The sequence below is a fragment of the Rhodococcus sp. P4_B6 genome, from assembly GCF_056402215.1.
This window is the reverse complement of the sequence record NZ_JBFUHV010000101.1, coordinates 26,566-45,095: the sequence shown is the minus strand read 5'-3', so window position 1 is coordinate 45,095 and position 18,530 is coordinate 26,566. Positions and strand designations below refer to the sequence as shown.

19 protein-coding genes and 1 pseudogene are annotated in these 18,530 nt (G+C 66.2%); 13 read left to right on the top strand and 7 right to left on the bottom strand.

The features are described 5' to 3' along the window. From AC1DWT_RS33365 to AC1DWT_RS33335, 7 genes are all read left to right on the top strand, one after another. Positions 1-805: ABC transporter ATP-binding protein (locus tag AC1DWT_RS33365; RefSeq protein WP_477923942.1), on the top strand; the 805-nt coding region annotated here is incomplete at its 5' end. After that, the gene (locus tag AC1DWT_RS33360) at positions 805-1,563 is read left to right on the top strand and encodes an ABC transporter ATP-binding protein (protein WP_206012540.1); all 759 of its coding nucleotides are present in this window, start codon (positions 805-807) and stop codon (positions 1,561-1,563) included. The genes AC1DWT_RS33365 and AC1DWT_RS33360, both read left to right, overlap by 1 nt. Next, a complete protein-coding gene (locus AC1DWT_RS33355; protein WP_206012541.1) occupies positions 1,560-2,450 on the top strand; it encodes a branched-chain amino acid ABC transporter permease in 891 nt (296 codons plus the stop codon). The genes AC1DWT_RS33360 and AC1DWT_RS33355 overlap by 4 nt, the downstream gene beginning before the upstream one ends. A gap of 86 nt (positions 2,451-2,536) precedes the next feature. Then, a complete protein-coding gene (locus tag AC1DWT_RS33350) occupies positions 2,537-3,622 on the top strand; it encodes a branched-chain amino acid ABC transporter permease (RefSeq protein WP_477923941.1) in 1,086 nt (361 codons plus the stop codon). A gap of 65 nt (positions 3,623-3,687) precedes the next feature. Then, the gene (locus AC1DWT_RS33345) at positions 3,688-4,170 is read left to right on the top strand and encodes a VOC family protein (RefSeq protein ID WP_206012543.1); all 483 of its coding nucleotides are present in this window, start codon (positions 3,688-3,690) and stop codon (positions 4,168-4,170) included. A gap of 796 nt (positions 4,171-4,966) precedes the next feature. Continuing rightward, the gene (locus AC1DWT_RS33340) at positions 4,967-5,725 is read left to right on the top strand and encodes an SDR family oxidoreductase (RefSeq protein WP_206012544.1); all 759 of its coding nucleotides are present in this window, start codon (positions 4,967-4,969) and stop codon (positions 5,723-5,725) included. A 75-nt stretch (positions 5,726-5,800) separates the two neighbouring features. Then, positions 5,801-6,436 (top strand): VOC family protein, encoded by a 636-nt coding sequence (locus tag AC1DWT_RS33335; protein WP_206012545.1) that lies wholly within the window; start codon positions 5,801-5,803, stop codon positions 6,434-6,436. A gap of 28 nt (positions 6,437-6,464) precedes the next feature. On the opposite strand, the gene AC1DWT_RS33330 is transcribed toward AC1DWT_RS33335, so the two are convergent. Together AC1DWT_RS33330 and AC1DWT_RS33325 are read right to left on the bottom strand one after the other, a co-directional pair. After that, positions 6,465-7,103: a carboxymuconolactone decarboxylase family protein gene (locus tag AC1DWT_RS33330; RefSeq protein WP_477923938.1), complete on the bottom strand. Its 639-nt coding sequence runs from the start codon at positions 7,101-7,103 to the stop codon at positions 6,465-6,467. A gap of 25 nt (positions 7,104-7,128) precedes the next feature. Next, positions 7,129-7,695: a VOC family protein gene (locus tag AC1DWT_RS33325; protein ID WP_477923936.1), complete on the bottom strand. Its 567-nt coding sequence runs from the start codon at positions 7,693-7,695 to the stop codon at positions 7,129-7,131. Positions 7,696-7,781: 86 nt separating this feature from the next. Here AC1DWT_RS33325 and AC1DWT_RS33320 point away from each other — a divergent pair, with 86 nt between their 5' ends. The 6 genes from AC1DWT_RS33320 (at position 7,782) to AC1DWT_RS33295 (ending at position 13,932) form a co-directional block, all read left to right on the top strand. Beyond that, positions 7,782-8,417, top strand: coding sequence for a TetR/AcrR family transcriptional regulator (locus AC1DWT_RS33320; protein ID WP_095863802.1), 636 nt, complete (start codon positions 7,782-7,784; stop codon positions 8,415-8,417). Positions 8,418-8,564: 147 nt separating this feature from the next. After that, positions 8,565-9,830, top strand: coding sequence for a CaiB/BaiF CoA transferase family protein (locus AC1DWT_RS33315; protein ID WP_206012547.1), 1,266 nt, complete (start codon positions 8,565-8,567; stop codon positions 9,828-9,830). Beyond that, on the top strand, positions 9,827-10,750 hold the full coding sequence (locus AC1DWT_RS33310; protein ID WP_206012548.1) for a hydroxymethylglutaryl-CoA lyase: 924 nt from the start codon (positions 9,827-9,829) through the stop codon (positions 10,748-10,750). The genes AC1DWT_RS33315 and AC1DWT_RS33310 overlap by 4 nt, the downstream gene beginning before the upstream one ends. A 77-nt stretch (positions 10,751-10,827) precedes the next feature. Then, complete coding sequence (locus AC1DWT_RS33305; RefSeq protein ID WP_095863800.1) at positions 10,828-11,214, top strand: nuclear transport factor 2 family protein; 387 nt, start codon at positions 10,828-10,830, stop codon at positions 11,212-11,214. A 1-nt stretch (position 11,215) separates the two neighbouring features. Then, positions 11,216-12,400: an acyl-CoA dehydrogenase family protein gene (locus tag AC1DWT_RS33300; protein ID WP_477923933.1), complete on the top strand. Its 1,185-nt coding sequence runs from the start codon at positions 11,216-11,218 to the stop codon at positions 12,398-12,400. Continuing rightward, positions 12,391-13,932: a phosphotransferase gene (locus tag AC1DWT_RS33295; RefSeq protein ID WP_477923931.1), complete on the top strand. Its 1,542-nt coding sequence runs from the start codon at positions 12,391-12,393 to the stop codon at positions 13,930-13,932. Before AC1DWT_RS33300 ends, AC1DWT_RS33295 begins: the two co-directional genes overlap by 10 nt. Before the next feature lie 5 nt (positions 13,933-13,937). Here the strand turns inward: AC1DWT_RS33295 and AC1DWT_RS33290 are convergent. The 5 genes and pseudogenes from AC1DWT_RS33290 to AC1DWT_RS33270 all read right to left on the bottom strand — a co-directional run. Further along, positions 13,938-14,663 (bottom strand): annotated as a pseudogene (locus AC1DWT_RS33290) (branched-chain amino acid ABC transporter permease); the annotation flags it as partial. Positions 14,664-14,803: 140 nt separating this feature from the next. After that, positions 14,804-15,688, bottom strand: a complete 885-nt coding sequence (locus tag AC1DWT_RS33285) for a branched-chain amino acid ABC transporter permease (protein WP_206012550.1) — start codon at positions 15,686-15,688, stop codon at positions 14,804-14,806. 16 nt (positions 15,689-15,704) lie between these two features. Further along, positions 15,705-16,412 carry an ABC transporter ATP-binding protein gene (locus AC1DWT_RS33280; RefSeq protein ID WP_072941411.1) on the bottom strand — a complete coding sequence of 236 codons (708 nt, stop codon included), beginning with the start codon at positions 16,410-16,412 and terminating at the stop codon, positions 15,705-15,707. Beyond that, positions 16,409-17,194, bottom strand: coding sequence for an ABC transporter ATP-binding protein (locus tag AC1DWT_RS33275; RefSeq protein ID WP_206012551.1), 786 nt, complete (start codon positions 17,192-17,194; stop codon positions 16,409-16,411). Before AC1DWT_RS33275 ends, AC1DWT_RS33280 begins: the two co-directional genes overlap by 4 nt. Then, complete coding sequence (locus tag AC1DWT_RS33270) at positions 17,191-18,429, bottom strand: ABC transporter substrate-binding protein (protein ID WP_206012552.1); 1,239 nt, start codon at positions 18,427-18,429, stop codon at positions 17,191-17,193. Before AC1DWT_RS33270 ends, AC1DWT_RS33275 begins: the two co-directional genes overlap by 4 nt. Between the last annotated feature and the right edge of the window lie 101 nt (positions 18,430-18,530).

Here is an 18,530-nt window from a genome sequence, read left to right as displayed (position 1 = left end):
AGATACCGCAGCACTTGACCGGACGCTGCCGTCCTCACAGGTACTGGGACCCGCGATCGAGTATGCGCTCGAGACAGTCGATCTCTCCTGGAGTGTCGGCGGATTCGCCATCGTCAGCGATGTCGGACTCCGTGTCCGGCGTGGCGAGTTTCTCACCGTTATCGGGCCCAACGGGGCCGGCAAGAGCACGTTGATGAATCTCCTGTCAGGGGTGTATCGCCCCTCATCGGGTTCAGTCCACTTCGATGGTCAGGACATCACCAGAATGGGAGCCGCACACCGTGTCCGGCGCGGCTTGGGACGGACGTTCCAGACGTCGAGCCTGTTTGCTGGACTGACGGTCCTCGAGAACGCACGGTTGGCGGCCCAGGCTGCGCTGGGCGGGAGCATGAACCTGTGGGGCAGGCCATCGGCCCACGATCGAGCCACGGAGCGTGCACGAGAGCACCTCGAAGAGGTCGGCCTGCACGACATGGGCGGAAACATCGTGTCCGACCTACCGTACGGAGACAAGCGCAAGCTCGAGATAGCCCTCGCGTTGTGCGCGCGCCCGCGCGTGTTGCTCTTGGATGAACCGACGGCCGGTGTCTCCGCCGAGGATGTCCACGCGCTGATCGACGTCGTACGGGCGGTGCACGACACGGGCCGTACGGTGGTGATGGTCGAGCATCGAATGGATCTCGTTCTGGACGCGTCGGATCGTATTGCCGTCATGCAAGACGGCGGTCTTCTCCTGTGCGACGAGCCGAACGCAGTTATGTCCGATCCGCGGGTCCAAGCCGCCTACCTCGGGCCGGAGTTCTGATGTCCGACGGCGACGCTGCCCTGTCCGTGCGAGACCTTCAGGTGCACCGCGGGGAAGCACATGTTCTGGAAGGTGTGTCGTTCGAGGTACGTCCACGTCGTGTCACCGCACTACTCGGTCGCAACGGTGCTGGGAAGACGACAACGTTGATGACAATTCTCGGTTTGCTCGAGGGCAGCGGCAGCATCAGGCTCTACGGTGACGAGATCTTGGGCGTGCCCACCCACCACCTGGTCCGCCGAGGTATCGGATACGTGCCCGAGGACCGCGAGGTCTTCAGCACGTTGACTGTCGCCGAGAATCTTCGATTGGCTGCGCGGACACCGGAGGCGACCCAACGTCTGGATCTCGTGCACGAATTGTTCCCAGACTTGCTGCGTCGGAGCGCTCAGCGGGCGGGAGCGCTGTCCGGCGGCCAGCAGCAGATGGTGGCAATCGCGCGTGCCATCCTGAACCCGAACCGCTTGCTCCTCATCGACGAGCCGAGCAAGGGATTGGCGCCCATCGTGGTCGGCCAGGTAGTCGAGGCTCTGGCGAAGGCCGCCAGTGCCACCACAATCCTGCTCGTCGACCAGAACATCCGAGTCGCGCAGCGCCTGGCTACCGATGCGATCGTGCTGGACCACGGCGCAGTTGTTTTTACCGGTTCGATGGAGGATTTGGCCGCAGATGCGGACCTCACGCAGCGCTACCTCGGTGTCGCGCCGTCTTCCCGTGGCAGCAACACGATCGGGACCGAAAAGGGGTCTGCACAATGACAACTCTTATCGTCCTCACTGCTACGAGCCTCGGACTCGCGGGCCTGTATTTCCTCCTCTCTTCAGGGCTTTCCCTGATATTCGGCTTGATGGACGTCCTGAATGTTGCGCATGCCGCGATCTTTGGGGTGGGCGGATATGCGGCCTGGGTCGTCATGGACCGGTTCGACTTGATAGATTCCCTCGCTGCACGTTTCGCTGTCGCCATAGTTGTGGCGGTCATATTCGGATGCGTTCTAGGATATTTCGTAGAGCGGACGCTGATAGCGCGCAACTACGGTGATCACCTCACACAGATCCTCATCACGTTGGGGCTCGCATTCGTCATGGAGGGGCTCATCGGCGGTATTTTCTCGTATTCGCCGCAATCGATCGCACAGCCGGCCTGGTTCACCGACGTCACGGTGATCCTCGGTGGACGCATTCCCAACAGTAGAATCCTTATCTTCGGCATATCAGCCTTGGTGCTGGTGAGCTTGCTGTTCTTCATGAAGAAGAGCAAGTATGGGTTGATCATCCGCGCAGGTGTGGAGAACAGGCGGATGGTTCAGGCGCTGGGCATCGATGTCGCGCGGAGCTTCACCTTCGTGTTCGTACTGGGCGCTGCGTTGGCCTGCCTGGGTGGCGCGCTGGGCGCGGTCTACTTCACGGGAATTACCCCTGCCCTCGGTCCGAATCTGTTGATCTTCGCTTTCATCGTGGTGATTATCGGCGGACTCGGATCAATCGGCGGCACCGCCATCGCTGCCGCTCTCGTCGCCTTCACTCAGCAAATCGTGAACTTCTACGTGAGCACTGGGCTGGGCGACATCGCGGTCGTCGGTCTGCTTGCGGCTGTGCTCCTACTGCGCCCACAGGGCTTGCTCGGAAGGGTTGCGTCAGCATGATTCCGTTATCCAGTACCCAGACACGGTTGCCCGTCGACCGGAGTCCGGGAAAGCTGCACCCGAGGCGGATTTCCGTCGGGGCGCGAGTGGGCCTCACGGTCATTCTCGTTTTGGCTGCTCTACCGATGTTGGATGTTCCGATTCCGATCCTTCTCCCCGGACAGTTGTCGAGTTCCGGTTCTCTGCTCATCTTGTCGATCGGCCTTGTATTCGCTGGTGTCGCGATATCTTTCGATGTCGTATTCGGATACACCGGCCTGCTGAGCGCTGGTCATGCCCTGGTTTTCGCTCTGGGAATCTACGCAACCAACCTGCTGATGCACGCAGGCCTGGGGTATTTTTCCGCTGCAGCGCTTGCCATCGCGCTGTCCGGGCTGGTCAATACCGCGCTGGGAGCGATCGCCCTTCGCGTGAAGGCGGTCGCCTTCACGATGGTCACGCTGGCGTTCGGCGAGGCCTTCTACATTTTGCTCCTGGTTGATCCTGCGGGGATTTTCGGCGGCGAGGAGGGCCTGCCTGTTGCCTTCGAGCAGATCCCCGATCTGCTCGCCAGCGCCCGCGACGTCCGCTGGCTCTACTGGCTATCGCTCGCATTCGCCGTGGTCGCCTACCTTCTGGCCTGGATGGCGACGCGGTCTCGTTGTGGCCAGGTTTGGCAAGCGATCCGCGAGAACGAGGATCGGGTCGAAAGTCTCGGGTTGTTCTCGTACAGCTACAAGCTGGTTGCATATGCTTTCGGCGGCGTGATCGCGGCGGCGGGCGGGGCGGTGTATCTCTTGGTTGCGCGGGGCGCCAATCCGTCTAGCGCATCAGTGCATTTCAGTCTTGCATTGATCGTCATGGTGGTTTTGGGCGGCCGCGGCCGGATCTGGGGTGCAGCGATCGGTGGCCTCGTATACGGAATCCTCACTTTGAGGCTGCCCGAGCTTTCTACGTCCGGCGTGCTCGACGGCCTACCCGAATGGGCAAGTCGCACAGTGTCCGAACCGCTCGTCGTCCTCGGGTTTCTGTTCATCCTGATTGTGCTGTTTTTTCCGGATGGCATAGTCGGTCTTGTCGACCGTACCAACTCCTGGCTCCGGACAATGCGACCGCGGAACATGAATGAAAATGCGCGAATTCTGTCTCCGGATGAACGGATTGGAGCGGATGAGATCAGGAAGAAGCATTAGGAGAAGGCAGGTTCAGCGCCATCTTCCCGTCGTCCAATTTGCTCGCAGTCCCGAAAGGAACGCACATGGAATCACCGAACGTCTATCACTACGGAATTCTCGTCAGAGACATCGACAACGCAATCACGCTGTACGGGAATCTTTTTGGGCTTACCTTCCATGAGCCGACCGAAGTGCATCTCAATAGACTGGCCGATCCCGACGAACACGAGTTCGACCTGCGAGTTACATATTCTCAACAAGGACCCCCTTATATGGAACTGCTCGAAGCCAAGGGTGACGGAGTTTATTCCGCTGGTCACGGGGAGGGCCTGCATCACATCGGCATGTGGGACCCGAAAATCGATGAAAACAAGAAGCGGTATCTCGATTCAGGAGTGGAATCGGATGGCGAGGTTTTGAACCCCGATGGAACCACGTTTGCGTGGTACACGAACCCAAAGACTACCGGCGGGGTTCGCTTCGAGTTCGTCGATGAATCCGCAAGGGAAGATCTCGAGAAATGGATTCAAACCGGGATAATGGGGCCGGGAGGTTTCGTCGTCTGAGGCCAATGGCTTCCCCGATCGTGACGTAAACACGCTGGCTGGTCGAGCGCCGCCGAATTGGCCGATGCTCGACCAGGTCCRCACGGGCTCTCGGGTCCCGAGACCGGGGTCGTGGACCACGAGTTCTTCGTCCGCATTGGCTTCTTCGTCCGCATTGGCCCGGACTCCTCCTGGTTCACTTCGGATCGCCCTCGACTGCTTTCCGTTGCCGGCGGCGTCAGGTAGCCACGGTGATGAGGACCGCAACTCGCCTCACGTGGCCTCGGCCCATATGCGGGGTCACACGGAGAATCTTCCGTCGGACCGCTGAGAGTGGCGACGCGGTCCGGTGCCAATTGGACACGTGATCCTCGCGCTCGATTGCCGCGATGGGACGACAACCTGATGGCGATCCAAGTCGGGCGCGTGCGATGTTCGTACCCGTCGCAGCGCGCTGGGTCGCAGCGGAGGTGATCGTCGCCGTGTTCGGCCCCAAGACCACCGGCGCGCCGCTGGAAGACTGACGACCTTCACGACCATCCGGTAGCGGCGGATGGGAAACCAGACCCACGTCCCGATGGTTGATCCCACCCTGGTGTTCGCCGAAATCAATTGACGGCGATTGGTGCCGCCCCTTGCCCCGTCGCGACGACTGTAGAAACATTTCCGTAGGCGGACACCGACCCGCGACTCGAGGTCGCGCGGTGCCGGACTGCGACGTGCTCTCCCCGACCGCGCCGACGTGGTCGATCGGCGTGAGAGCGCCACGCGTGCGAATCCCGGTGATCGGTGGCCGACGCTACCGATCGGAGAAATCGTGACCAGCGAAACCAGACCAGCCTCGATGCAGCGCGAACCGGAGCTGGCCGCACAGACCGTCGTCCTCATCGGCGGCAGCGCAGGCATCGGGCTCGAGACAGCGCGACGCGCCCGGATGGAGGGTGCCGACGTCATCCTCACCGGGCGCAACCCCGACCGGCTCGAGGCCGCAGCGGCAGACGTCGGCACACAGCGCACCGCAGCGTTCGACGCCACCGACCCGCCAGCATTGCGGAGGTTCTTCGAGGACCTGCCGACAACCATCGACCATGTGCTGGTGACGGCCGGCGGCCCGCGTTACGCTCCCCTGCTCGAGATGGACGCGGACGAGGTGCGCCGGCAGCTCACCGAGCACATAGTGCTGGGGCTCGAGGTCGCGCGCAATGCGGCGAACAAGATGCGGCCCGGGGGCACGCTGCTGTTCATGGGCGGCACCGGCGGCCGGCGCATCGGTCACGGCCTGGGGATCGCCTCCGCCGCCACGGCCGCACTGCCCCCGTTCACGGCGGCCCTCGCTCTCGAGCTCGCGCCGGTTCGCGTCAACCTCATCGCCGCCGGCTTCGTCGACACCCCACTGTCGGCATCGCTGCTCGGTGATCGGCTCGACGAACGGCGGAACGAGTTGCGGACGAAGCTTCCGATCGGCCGGGTCGTCGGCCCTGCCGACGTCGCAGCCCTCGCCGTCCACATCATGAGCAACACGGCACTCACCGGCGCGACGTACGACATCGACGGCGGCCARCAATTCGTCTTCTGACCACCGCACGACGACAGACGCAGCGATTCGCACGACCTGTTCGATCGATCCCCGACACATCGCGAGAGGAAACCCATGAGCACCAACGAAGTTCACACCGATGAGGCAACCAGCACCACGAATGTCCCGACCGTCGACATGAAGCTGGAGGTCATCGTCCTCCCCATCTCGGACGTCGACCGCGCCACCGAGTTCTACACCAGACTCGGCTGGAGACAGGACGTCACACCGCCCGACTCCGGCGTCGTCCAGTTCACCCCGCCCGGCTCCGACGCCTCGATTCACTTCGGCGCAGACCTCACCACGGCCGCACCCGGTTCGGCCAAGGGATATCTCATCGTCTCCGACATCGAGGTCGCCCGTGACCAGCTGGTCGCTGCCGGCGTCGCGGTCAGCGTGTTCCACCGCGGCGCGGACGGGCCTGCAGACGGGCCGGACCCCGACCGCCGCAGCTACTCCTCCCTGGCGTCGTTCAGCGACCCCGACGGCAATTCCTGGCTGCTGCAGGAGGTCACCACCAGGCTTCCCGGGCGGATCGACACGGCCACCACGTCGTTCGGCTCCGCACGCGACCTGGCGACCGCGCTCCGCCGGGCGGCGGCCGCCCACGGCCGGCACGAAGAGCGCACCGGCGAGGAGGACCCGAACTGGCCCGACTGGTACGCCGAGTACATGGCCGCCGAGCAGTCCGGGGCGGAGCTACCCACGTGAGGAGCGGCGACCGGTAGCGGAGCGAGTGTCATTCTCCGGACAGGTCGGCCGAAAGGTCACGGACCTCGATGCCGGCGGGAATCTCGACCTCGGCGATCAACTCCGGCCGGTCGTCGAATTCGAGGCGAAGGGCCCGGCACATCGTGGCGTGCATGTCGTAGAGAGTGGTGATGTAGGTCAGCTGCAGAATTTCGGGATCCGTCAGATGGGCCTTCAGGACCGCGAACACCTCGTCCGGCACCCGGCCGCCGTCGTAGACGAGGCCGTCCGTGTAGGCCAGGACCGCCCGCTCGAGTGCGGAGAAGCAGTCGCTGACCTGCCAGTGCGGAAGGGCCGCGATCTTTTTCTCCGGCGCCCCGAGGGATCGCATCTGCTTGCAGTGCTGGGAGAAGACGAACTGGCTCCCGCGTGCGTACCCGGCCCTGGCCTGCCCCAGTTCACGCAACAGGGGGTCCAGGGCGACGTTCCGGTAGAGCGAGAATCCGCGGACGGCGTGCCGGAACACGTCCGGTGACTGGGCGAACACGGTCCACCAGTCGCCGGGGGTGGCGTGGATGGTGCCGTGATCGACGGCGGGATCCTTGTCGGGTCCGAACAGTCGGTCGTAGAAGAAGAGGATCTTCTCGTCGGTGACTTCGGCGCGGGGTACCTCACKGAGACGGGGCACGGCATTTCCTTTCGGGCGGTGGCGGTCAGGATGCGGTGGGTACGCGCCGGTCGGCGGCGGTCTTCGGTTCGTGCGAGACKTCGACTTCGGTGAAGATTCGCGTCCAGCAGGCGAATTCGAGCAGTACGCCGTCCGGGTCCTGGAAGTAGAACGAGCGCACGAAGGTGCCCGGGTGCACGTGCCGGGACACGCCGGCGGAGCTGTCGTCGTGGTTGAGGACCCGACTGACCTTGATTCCCTCGGCCTGCATGCGGGTGTAGTACTCGTCGAACTGTTCCGGGGGCACCGCGAACGCGACGTGATTCATCGACCCGACCGCACTCGCGAGTTCACCCTCGTCGGGGAGCCCCTTGGGGGCGGCGAGACCGGGCGCGGCCTCGGGGGAATCGGCCAGCCAGAAGAACGCGATGGTGTTGCCGTTGCCGCAGTCGAAGAAGAAGTGCTGGCCCAGATCCCCCGGCAGCTCGATGGTCTTGATCAGGGGCATGCCCAGGACGCCCGAGTAGAAATCAATGGTGCGTTGCATGTCCGAGCACACCAGCGCAAGGTGGTTGATACCCCGAAGTTCGTACTTGGAGTTCGGATTGCTCATGGCGGTCCTTCCGATGTGGTGAAGTCGTCGCGAGAAGCGAACAAAAATGACTTGACAGTCATGTCATCTATTGGGAGAGTTTGTCTGTGAGCAAGTCATCTGTCAATACCCCGTCCACGCCGGCCACTGTCGACACCCTGACCGCGCGTGGCCGCAAGACACGCGACGCACTGCTCGACGCCGCCCGGAAGGTGTTCGAGACGGTCGGATTCCCCGACACCCGGGTCGAACACATCGCCCAGGAGGCGAACGTCTCCTACGGCACCTTCTACCGCTACTTCGAGTCGAAGGAAGAAGTGTTCCGGGAGCTGAGCACTCGATTGTTCGAGGACATGCACCGCCGCGAGCCGACCGACGGCGACCTGTCTCCGGCGGAGAAACTGGTCGCGTCGAACCGCTCGTACTATCAGTCCTACCGCCGGAACGCCCCGCTGATGGCGATCGTCGAACAGGTCGCGACGTTCAACGACGAATTCCGCGAACTCCGTCACGAGCACCGCCGTCAGCTGATCGACCGGACCTCTCGCGCGATCGCACGCTGGCAGCAGGACGGACTGGTCACCGCCACTCTCGACCCGGTACTGGCGGCCCGCGCGATGGCCGCCATGGTCGACCACACCCTGTACCTATGGTTGATCCAGGGTGACGACGCCGACGAGGCGGCCCTGCTCGACACCCTCGACCAGATGTGCCTCGGCGCACTCGGTCTCGACCGGAACTGAGCGCCGCGCGCTCCCCCACCGAGAACCGTGCCGGGTCACGATCCCGACGGTGCGCTCCTGCACACCCCTCACCATCGACTGAGCAACGGCCGACCGATCGATCTCGTCGACTCGGCCGTTGTTCCGATCTCCCCGAAGGCACGCACAATGACAACGCACCCACCGTTCGCGTCCCCTACCACCGACACACCGCAGGGAGCGCTCGACGGCCTGCGGGTACTCGAACTGGGCACCCTCATCGCAGGCCCGTACTGCGGGCGCCTCCTCGGTGACATGGGCGCCGACGTCATCAAGATCGAAGCCCCCGATCGTCCCGACCCCCTGCGGGACTGGGGCCAGGCCGAGGGCGGTCACCAATACTTCTGGTCGGTGCACGCCCGCAACAAACGGTGCGTGAACCTCGACCTGCGCACCGAGGCCGGCCGGCGGATCTTCCTCGACCTCGTCGCCACCGCCGATGTCGTCGTCGAGAGCTTCCGGCCCGGCACCCTCGAGCGCTGGGGCGTCGGCTACGACGTCCTCCGGGAAATTTCCCCGCGGCTGGTCCTGGCCCGGGTCTCCGGATACGGCCAGACCGGTCCGTACGCCGCGCGTCCCGGATACGCGTCGGTGGCCGAGGGCATCAGCGGCTTGCGGCACCTCAACGGATTTCCCGGCCAGGCGCCCCCGCGGATCGCGCTCTCGCTCGGCGACAGCCTCGCCGGGATGTTCGCCTTCCAGGGTGTCCTCGCCGCGCTCATCGCGCGCGAACGCACCGGACGGGGACAGATCGTCGATGCCGCGCTCACCGAGGCCGCACTCGCCATCCAGGAGTCCACCGTTCCCGACTACCACAAGACCGGCCACGTCCGGCAACCCTCCGGCACCCGCCTCGACCGCGTCGCACCGTCCAATCTGTATCGGACGCAGGACGGGCTGTGGGTGATCATCGCGGCCAACCAGGACACGCTGTTCGCGCGTCTGTCCGCTGCGATGGGCCGCCCCGACCTCGCCACCGATCCGCGCTACGCCACCCACACCGCGCGCGGTGATCACCAGGACGAGCTCGACACCCTGATCGCCGAATGGGCGGCCGGCTTCCCCGCGGCGGAGCTGATCGAACTGCTGACCAAGTTCGAGGTGGTCACGGGCCCGGTCAACACGGTCGCCGAGGTGATGGCCGATCCCCAGTTCAACGCCCGCGAGATCTTCGTCGACCACGTCGACCCCTCCCTCGGGCCCGGCGACACCGGATTCGATCCGGAGCCGGTGAAGGGAGTCGGGGTGATCCCGAAACTCAGCGAGACCGCGGGCGGGGTTCGGTGGGGCGGGCCCAGCCGCCCGGGCACCCACACCGACGAGGTGCTCGCCGAAATCCTCGGCTACGACGCCGACCGGCTCGCCGCACTTCGCGAGCAGGGCACGATCTCGTGACCGCGACTCCACCCGAGGTCGACATCCGGGAGGTAGGGCCCCGCGACGGACTGCAGATCGAGAAGCCCATTCCCACCGCCGCCAAGCTGGAGCTGATCGACGCGCTCGCCGCGACCGGTGTCCGGCGCATCGAGGTCACGTCCTTCGTCTCCCCGCGGGCCGTCCCGGCGCTGGCCGACGCCGAGGCCGTCGCCGCCCGACTCGGCCGCTGGCCACACGTCACCTTCTCGGCGCTGGTCGCCGGACTCGGCGGCGTCGAGCGAGCACTCGCAGCGGGTCTGACCCGCCTCGAATACGTCGTCTCCGCGTCCGACGGGCACAGCCGGGCCAACGTCGGCCGCAACAGCGAGGAGTCGATCACGCTGATCACCCCCGTCGCCGAACTGATTCACCAGGCGGGCGGCACACTCGAAGTGATCGTCGCCATCGCGTTCGACTGCCCGTTCGACGGGCCCACCCCACCGGACCGCGTGGCCGACATCGCGCGTCGTGCAGTTCTTTCGGGTGCGGATGCGGTGTCCGTCGCCGACACCATCGGGACCGCGACGCCGCTGCGCACCACCGACGTGCTCACCCGGGTGCGCGCCGCCATCCCGGGCGTCGACCTCGGCCTGCACCTGCACGACACCCGCGGCCAAGGACTGGCGAACGCGTGGGCCGCATACACCTCGGGCATCCGCCAGTTCGACGCCTCCGTCGGCGGGCTCGGTGGGTGCCCCTTCGCGCCGGGTGCGAGCGGCAACATCGCCACCGAAGAACTGGTCTACATGTTCGAGGACGGCGGCATCACGACCGGCATCGACATCGACAGGGAACTCGACGCGGCTCGACTGGCCGAGCGCCTGCTCGGCAAATCCCTCACAAGCAGACTGCTCTCGGCCGGGGGCCGACCGGTTCCCACCGGCACCGCCTGCAATTGACCACCTCGCTGCCGACACCGCGACGGAACACTCCGCCGCTCCGCGCGCAGCACCACACGGAAGAGACGGATTTTCGCATGAACGAGCTGGCTGATCGCTTCTTCGCCGCCGTCGGTGACGGCGACGAAACGACACTGACCGAGCTGTACGCACCGGACGCTCGGATTTGGCACAACGACGACGGACGCGAACAGACGGTCGCCGAGAACCTGACGGTGCTGCGCTGGCTCTCGCGCACTCTCGAGGACCTGCGCTACGAGGACATCCGCCGCCACGAGTTGCCGGAGGGCTTTGCCCAGCAGCACGTCCTGCGCGCCACACTGCCCGGCCACGGACCGCTGGAGGTGCCTGCGTGCCTGTTCGTCCGCGTCGACGACGGCCGGATCACCCGTATCGACGAATACGTCGACTCCGCCGCCACCCTGCCCCTGCGCGCGCAGGCCGGCCGGCGACGGGAGCGCTGACATGCCCGAAACCCGTTCCGCCGTCCCGCTCCCCGAACTGTGCGCGCGGATGCGCTCGTTCATCGACGACAGCGTCATCCCCGCCGAACCCATCCTGGTGAACGAGGACGGCCCAGCTCACGTGGCAATCGCCGAATTGCGTGCGAGGGCCATGAAACTCGGTTTGTGGGCGCTCGGCCATCCCGCCGAACTCGGCGGTGGCGRTGTCCCGTTCCTCGACTTCGTGCATCTCAACGAGATCATCGGACGCTCGGAGTTCGGCCAGTTGGCCGTCGGCTCGGTGTCCATGCAGGACACCCTGATGCTGCACAAACACGGCACTCCCGAGCAACGGCAGCGATGGATTCCCCCGCTGGTCTCCGGGGAATTCCTGCCGTCCGTCGGGTTGACCGAACCGGACGCGGCGGGATCCGATCCCACCCTCATCGAGACACGCGCCGACCTCGACGGCGACACCTGGATCATCAATGGACACAAATGGTTCACCACCGGAGTCCAGGACGCCGGCTACTGCTCGGTCTTCGCCCGGACCGAACCCGATACCGCCCCGAGGCACGAGCGAATCAGCGCGATCATCGTGCCGACCGACACCCCCGGATTCGAGATCGTCCGGTCGATCCCGACGATGGGGCACGACCCGAGTGATCACTACGAGGTCCGGCTCACCGATGTGCGTGTCCCCGCCGCCAATCTCCTCGGCGAACGCGGCAAGGGCTTCGCGGTGGCCCAGGACCGGCTCGGCCCCGGCCGCATATTCCATTGCATGCGGTGGCTCGGGCAGGCTCAGCGCGCATACGAGTTGATGTGTGCCCGCGCGAACACCCGCTACACCCACGGCTCGCTGCTCGCGGAGAAGGGCGAGGTGCACCGCTATATCGCCGAATCCGCCGCCCAGATCCACGCCGCCCGGCTCATGACTCTCGATGCCGCTCGCGCGATGGACGCCGGGGAGGACGCCCGCGTACGCATCGGGCTGGTGAAATTCTGGGGCGCCCGCATGCTCCACGACGTCGTGGACCGGGCCATCCAGATTCACGGGGCGCTCGGCCTGACCGCCGATACCCCACTCGAGCGGATGTACCGGCAGGCGCGGTACGCCCGCATCTACGACGGTCCCGACGAAGTGCACCGCATGTCGACCGCCCGCCGGTTGCTGCGCGATCCCGAGGCTGCCCCATGGCGATGACCGACGCTCCCGTAGCCCTCGCGGACGGCATCCGCGCCGTCCTGACCGCCGCCTACGGCATGGACGCCACGGTCGGGGAACCCCGGCAGCTGACCGGCGGCGCCAGCCGGCAGGTGTGGGCCGTCGACGCCGACGGCCCGGACGGGCAACCCCTGCCCGTCGTGCTGCGCCGCGACCCGCCCGGGCACGGCGACGCCGCCCGGATGCGCGCGGAGGTGGCGTGCCTGCGGGCCACCGCCGCCGCGGGGGTTCCGGTGCCCACCGTCCTCGCTTCCGGGGACACCGCGCCCGGCATCGACGCCCCGTACCTGATCATGAACAAGGTGGAGGGCGAATCGCTCCCCCGGAAACTGCAGCGGGACCCCGCCTTCGACGAGGTGCGCAGCCGTCTCGCCGAGGACATGGGTTTCGTCCTCGGCCTGATCCACCGCACTCCCCTGGACTCTCTCGCCGTGCTCGACACCACCGACCCGGTGGACGCGCTCGAGGCCACCTACCGCGACCTCGGCGAACCCCGGCCCGCGGTCGAGGTGGGTCTGCGATGGTTGCGTGACCACCGTCCACCGTCGCGACCGCAGGCTTTGGTACACGGCGACTTCCGGATCGGAAACCTTCTCGTCGACGGAACCGGCATCCGCGGAGTGCTCGATTGGGAACTCGCCCACCTCGGTAACCCCGTCGAGGACCTCGGCTGGCTGTGCGTGCGGGCGTGGCGGTTCGGCGCGGATGAGCCCGTCGCCGGAATCGGCGCCCGCGACCAGCTCCTGGACGGCTACGAGAAGGCCACCGGGACGAGGCCGTCGTTGCCCGAACTGCACTGGTGGGAAACGTTCGGAACCGTGAGATGGTTGGTGCTGAGCAGGTTTCAGGCCGAACGTCACCTCGGCGGGGCCGAGCGGTCCCTCGAACTGGCGGCCATCGGACGCCGGGTCTGCGAATCCGAATACGACCTGCTCGACGTCCTCGGACTGCTCGACGACGCCGCAACCGCTCCCCCGCCGGCGCCACCCGGGCGCACCGTGCACGACAGGCCCAGTGTCCCGGAGATCCTCGACCTCGTGGCCGGCACTTTGGCCGACGACCTCGGACCGGCCCTCGACGGAACGCACGAGCGGGAGCGGTATCTCCTGCGGATCTGCGTCAACCTGTTGCGCACCGCGGGGCGTGAACTCGATGCCGGGAACGGCGCCGATTCCCTGCTCGACGGCGCCCTCGGTGCGCTCGGATGCGCGTCCGAGGCCGAGCTTGCCGCACGGATTCGCGCGGGGGCTCTCGACTACCTCGACGACGCCCGGCGGATTCGTCCGCCGGGCACTTCCCGTTTCGAGCCCACCACAGATCGTCAGTGGGAGGCGACCAGCTCCCGCGGATCCTCGTCGACCGAAGACACAGCCCGCCTGTGTCGGCGAGCGCCGGGGATCTTGCTCACCAGCGGCCCCAGCACCCACCGGATCACACTGATCAGCCCGTACGGGATCACGAAGATGAAGACGATCAACGCCGCACCGTACGTGATGCCCGCCGCCGACTGATTGATCTCCGCTGTCCACTGCGGCACGTACTGCACGAAGAACGCCCCGAACACCACACCGGGGACGGTGCCGAGGCCACCGATGACGATCATGGTGATGAAGGCGATCGCCAACGGGAGCCCGAATGCCTCGGGGCCGACGTACTGGACCACGAAGCTGTAGAGCACGCCGCCGATGCCGGCGAAGGCCGCGCTGAGCGCGAACACCGTCGTCTTCGTGCGGGTGGCCGGGACGCCGAGCGTGGTGGCGACGGCCTCGTAGTCCCGGATCCCGATCAGTGATCGACCGATCCGGCCGGTGGAGAGTCGCCGGACCACGAAGAAGGYGATCAGCGCCACCACCAGGCACAGGTAGTACACCCACTGGTCGCGTTCGAGTCCGCTGAATGCCGGGGGTTCGGCGCCGGCGATGTTAATTCCCGCCTGGCCGTCGGTGACGTGCTCGAACCGTTTGATCACCGCCGGGGTGACCAGTGCCAGCCCTAGAGTGGCGAGCGCCAACTGAAGTCCGTGGAGGCGCAGGGCGGGCAGGCCGAACAGGTACCCGATCACGAAACAGACCGCGAACGCGACCGGAAGGAGCAGCAGGTACGGGACGTCGTGATTCTCGACCAGCACGGCACTGAGGTACGCACCGACGGCGAAGAAGAAGCCGTGGCCGAGAGAGATCTGACCGGTGTTGCCGGTCAGCAGGTTCAGTCCCAGCCCGACCACCACGTACACCAGCACCATGGATCGATCGAAGTTGACGTACGGCGCCGACACCAACGGCGCCACCGCCGTCACGAGGAGCACCACCGCAACCGTCGCTCTCGCCAGCCACCGTGGTGGATCGAGTTCGGCGCGGGGACGGCGAAGCAGTTCGACGATTCTCATACTCGGGCCACCTTCCGTGCACCGAACAGACCCTCGGGTTTGAGGAGCAACACACCGAGGATCAGGGCCAACGCCACGGCCTGTTTGAAGTCGTGGCCGATCCAGGAAATGTAGGTGCCGGCAAGGTTTTCCGCGACACCCACGCACAACCCGCCGACGAGTGCACCGACCGGGCTGTCGAGGCCGCCGAGGACGGCGGCGGCGAAGGCGTAGATCAGCGAGGCGACGAGCATGTTCGGTTGCAGGAACAGCTGCGGCGCCGCGAGGGAGGCGGCGAGGGCTCCGATGGTCGCGGCGAGACCCCAGCCGATCATGAGCATCCGGCCGACGGGCACGCCGATCAGCTGCGCCGAGTCCGGGTTGTCTGCCGCCGCCCGCATCGCCCGCCCGACCTTCGTCCGCTGGAACAGGACGAACAGCAGCGCCGCGACCACGACGACGGCGGCGACGATGACCAGCGACTGCTGGGAAACCGCAACCGGACCGAGCGTGAGTACCGGCCCGGACACGATCGCCGGGAACTCCTTGCTCTGCACGCCCCAGATCCAGCCGGCGGCGCTGTTGAGCACCAGCATCAGGCCGAGGGTGATGATGACCAGCGGCATGTGGTTCGGCGACGATGCCAGCGGCCGGATCAGTACCCGTTCGGTGGCGGCTCCGCCGACGAAGGCGACCGCCATCGCGCCGAGGACGGCGAGGTACAGCGGCACACCCCATGCGTGGAACTGCCAGGCGAAGAACGCCGAGAACATCGCCATCTCGCCCTGCGCGAAGTTGACGATTCCCGATGCGCGGTAGACCAGGACGATGCTCAGCGCGAACGCGCCGTACAGGGCGCCCCACATGAGCCCGTCCACCAATTGTTGGAGAAATACATCCATGACCACTCTCCTGTGCTCAGTAGCCGAGGTAGGCGCGTCGCACCGACTCGTCGTGCGCCAATCCGGCGGCGGGGCGTTGGGCGACGACTCGGCCCGCGTCGACGAGAACCGCGGACGTGCCGATCTCGAGGGCGAGGTGCGCGTTCTGTTCGACCACGAGGATCGTGGTCTCGGTCTCCTGGCTGATCCGGCCGAGCGCACGGAAAACCTCCTGCGTGATGCGCGGGGCCAGGCCGAGGGACGGTTCGTCGAGCAGCAGCAGACGCGGCCCGGCCACCAGCGCGCGGGCGATCGCGAGCATTTGCTGTTCACCGCCGCTGAGCCCGCCCGCCTGCTGGTTACGTCGCTCGCGTAGTCGCGGGAAGAAGTCGTACCAGTGCTCGACGGCCCGGTCGGTGATCGCCGCCGACGTCGTGAATCCCCCGACGCGAAGGTTCTCCTCCACCGTCAGGGTGCCGAAGGTGCCGCGGCCCTGCGGAACATGGGCCACACCGAGCCGGGCGATCCGGTCGGTGCGCATGCCGGTGATGTCGCGGCCGTCGAGCCTGATGCACCCGCTGGTGCGGACCATCTGGCAGATCGATCGGAGGATGGTGGTCTTGCCTGCGCCGTTCGCGCCGAGTACCACGGTCACCTCCCCTGCCGGTACCTGGAAGTCGATGCCGTGCAGCACTTCCGCACGGCCGTATCGGGCATGCAGGTTTTCCACGGTGAGCAGGTTCATGCCGCACCGCCCAGGTACGCCTCGATGACCTCGGGGTGAGCAGCGACCTCTGCCGGGTCGCCCTCGGTGACCTTCTGCCCGAAGTTCAGTACCACCACCCGGTCGGAGATCGACATCACCATGGCCATGTGATGCTCGACGAGCAGCACCGAGAATCCTCGCTCGTCGCGCAACCGGCGGACCGTCTCGGCGAGTTCGAGGACCTCCTCGTGGATCAGTCCGTTCGCCGGTTCGTCGAGCATCAGCAGGCGAGGTCGTTGCATCAGTGCCCGTGCGAGCTCGACCCGTTTCAGGGTGCCGTAGGGCAGGTTGCCTGCCGGTTCGCGGCCGACGTGCGCGAGATTCATCGACTCGAGCAGAGCCCAGGCCTCGTCCCGTTCGCCTGCCTCCTCCCTGCGGGTGCGCGGCAGTCCGAGAGCGGTGGCGAGGAAGCCCGCCCGGGTGCGCGAGTAGGCCCCGGTGAGGATGTTGTCGAGCACCGAGATCGTCGGGAACAAGCCGATGTTCTGGAAGGTGCGCGCGATCCCGGCGTCGGCGACCCCGTCCGCCGACAGCGCGAGCAGGTCGGTGCCGCCGAACGTGATCTGTCCCGAATCCGGTTCGTAGAGTCTGCTGATGCAGTTGAACAAGGTGGTCTTCCCGGCGCCGTTCGGGCCGATCAGCCCGACGATCTGTCCGGGCTCGATCGTGAACGACGGTCCGTCGAGGGCGACGACTCCTCCGAACCGCAACCGGACGTCGCTGACTTTCAGCGTGGGCACATCCGGTGGCCGGGCGGTCATCGTTCGGCGCTGCGCGTGACCACAGCGTCGTAGTGCCAGCTGCCGTCGCGGAACGTCATCGGCGCCATCGACGTGATTGCGTACGGGTAGTCCGCGCTCGTGTCGAACGTGACGCCGTCGATGGACAGGTCGGTGGTGACCGCGTGCAGATTCCGGACGGAATCGAGCAGATCGGCGCGGGTGCACCCCTTCATCTGTTCGAGTGCGGCCACCAGCAGCTGAGCGGTGTTGTAACCGGTGGCGGCGATGGTGTCGGAGGACTTGAACGCGCCGGCGTGCCGATCGGCGAAAGCACGCCATTCCTGCACGCCCGCCACCTGGTCGTGGTCGGTGCTGCTGACGTCGTAGATCCAGTAGAACGAATGCACGCCCTCGGCGGCGTCGAGGCCCGCCGGTGCGAGGACGAAGTTGGTGTCGGTCGCGCCGGAGTAGATGTACGTCTCGGGCTTCCAGCTCAACTCGTGGGCCTTCTTCAGAGACTGCGTCACGAAGCCGGCGGTGGCGAAGTTGACGAACACGTCGGCCCCGGAGTTCGCGAGGTTGACCACCTGCGAGTCCACGGACGGTGTGGTCTGTTCGTACGACTGCTCGGCAACGATCTGCGTGCCGCTGCCGTCGAGGGCGGACTGCAGGGCGTCGAGACTGCCGTTGCCCAGACTGTCGTTCGAGTACAACACTGCGACCTTGCCTTGCGGGTGATCGCGAAGGATCTGTTTCGCCCGCTCGGCGACCTCCCAGCCGGTCTGCGGGTTCACCGCGCCGGCGACCACGGGCCGTTCGTCGAGGGTGGCGAGCAGTTCGTCGGTGCCGGTCATGGGGAACACCAGCGGGACGTTCTTCTGGGCGAGGTAGTCGACGACGGCGAGGGTCGAGGCGGTGCCGATCAGGTTCTGGATCGCGAAGACGTGTTGCTGTTCGACCAGCGATCGGACGTTGCCGACCGTGCGCGCCGGGTCGTATCCGTCGTCGAGTGCGGTGTAGACGATCTTGCGGGACTTGCCATCACCCATCGCGACGCCGCCGGCGGCGTTGATCTCGTCGAACAGGGCGGACGCCGCGGTCGCCTGGGGTCCTGCGATCGACTGGACCAGGCTGGTGCCGAAGTGGATCTCGGTGTCGGTGATGCCGGGGTCGCAGCCGCCTGCGGCGGTCGCGGTGTCATCTCGGCCAGAACAGGCGGTGAGGGCCGCGGTGGCGCACAGGGCTGTCAGGCCCGCGGCGAGGATACGTTTCATGGTTACTCCGTTAGAGGGAAGGAACAGGGACGGAAGACGTTCCAGCGGGGTTGTTTTCGGCAGCGCGCAGCGGGCGGCGACGAGAATCGTCGCCGCCCTGC

Bases quoted from the DNA above. Each gene is read 5' to 3' on its own strand.
- AC1DWT_RS33360 (WP_206012540.1), top strand. From the start codon at position 805: ATGTCCGACGGCGACGCTGCCCTGTCCGTGCGAGACCTTCAGGTGCAC.
- AC1DWT_RS33355 (WP_206012541.1), top strand. From the start codon at position 1,560: ATGACAACTCTTATCGTCCTCACTGCTACGAGCCTCGGACTCGCGGGC.
- AC1DWT_RS33345 (WP_206012543.1), top strand. From the start codon at position 3,688: ATGGAATCACCGAACGTCTATCACTACGGAATTCTCGTCAGAGACATC.
- AC1DWT_RS33335 (WP_206012545.1), top strand. From the start codon at position 5,801: ATGAGCACCAACGAAGTTCACACCGATGAGGCAACCAGCACCACGAAT.
- AC1DWT_RS33315 (WP_206012547.1), top strand. From the start codon at position 8,565: ATGACAACGCACCCACCGTTCGCGTCCCCTACCACCGACACACCGCAG.
- AC1DWT_RS33305 (WP_095863800.1), top strand. From the start codon at position 10,828: ATGAACGAGCTGGCTGATCGCTTCTTCGCCGCCGTCGGTGACGGCGAC.
- AC1DWT_RS33295 (WP_477923931.1), top strand. From the start codon at position 12,391: ATGGCGATGACCGACGCTCCCGTAGCCCTCGCGGACGGCATCCGCGCC.
- AC1DWT_RS33285 (WP_206012550.1), bottom strand. From the start codon at position 15,688: ATGGATGTATTTCTCCAACAATTGGTGGACGGGCTCATGTGGGGCGCC.
- AC1DWT_RS33280 (WP_072941411.1), bottom strand. From the start codon at position 16,412: ATGAACCTGCTCACCGTGGAAAACCTGCATGCCCGATACGGCCGTGCG.
- AC1DWT_RS33275 (WP_206012551.1), bottom strand. From the start codon at position 17,194: ATGACCGCCCGGCCACCGGATGTGCCCACGCTGAAAGTCAGCGACGTC.
- AC1DWT_RS33270 (WP_206012552.1), bottom strand. From the start codon at position 18,429: ATGAAACGTATCCTCGCCGCGGGCCTGACAGCCCTGTGCGCCACCGCG.